Origin of the sequence: Bradyrhizobium diversitatis, from assembly GCF_016031635.1 — a bacterium.
In the GTDB taxonomy this organism is placed as follows: domain Bacteria; phylum Pseudomonadota; class Alphaproteobacteria; order Rhizobiales; family Xanthobacteraceae; genus Bradyrhizobium; species Bradyrhizobium diversitatis.
This window is the reverse complement of the sequence record NZ_JACEGD010000120.1, coordinates 1-648: the sequence shown is the minus strand read 5'-3', so window position 1 is coordinate 648 and position 648 is coordinate 1. Positions and strand designations below refer to the sequence as shown.

The following is a 648-nucleotide window of genomic DNA, read 5'->3' as shown; positions in this document are numbered from 1 at the left end:
CCTTTGCCGGCGTGCTGAAGTCGATCAGGTGCAAGGTCGGCGACATCGTCCAGGAGGGCGTCGAGCTCGCCGTGGTCGAGCCTTCCGGAGAGTGACATGAGCGATCCCGTCCGCATCATCGAAATGGGGCCGCGCGACGGTCTCCAGAACGAGAAGACGCCCGTCGGCGTCGAGGCCCGCATCGCCTTCGTCGAGGCGCTGGTCGCGGCCGGCCTCCATACGGTCGAAGTCGGCGCCTTCGTCTCGCCCAGGGCGATCCCGCAGATGGCAAGCTCCGATGCCGTGCTGCGCGGCGTCAGCCACATCAAGGGCGCCGAATTCCACGTGCTGGTGCCGAACGAGAAGGGCTATGACGCCGCGCGTGCCGCGGGCGCCGAAGTGGTCTCGGTGTTTGCGGCCGCCTCGGAAGGTTTTTCGCGCGCCAACATCAACTGCACGGTCGCGGAGTCGATCGAGCGCTTCAAGCCGGTGCTGGCGCGCGCCAAGGCCGATGGCGTCAAGGTGCGCGGCTATATTTCCTGCGTGCTCGGTTGCCCCTTCGACGGCGAGATCAAGCCGAAGGCGGTCGCCGATCTCGCCAGCACGTTGTTCGAGCTCGGCTGCTACGAGATTTCGCTCGGCGACACCATCGGGGTCGGCACGCCATCC

1 protein-coding gene is annotated in these 648 nt (G+C 67.0%); it reads left to right on the top strand.

Going from position 1 to position 648, the window contains the following annotated elements:
• Positions 1-96: 96 nt before the first annotated feature.
• A partial coding sequence (locus H1B27_RS39710) for a hydroxymethylglutaryl-CoA lyase (RefSeq protein ID WP_197969783.1) occupies positions 97-648 on the top strand: 552 nt, incomplete at its 3' end.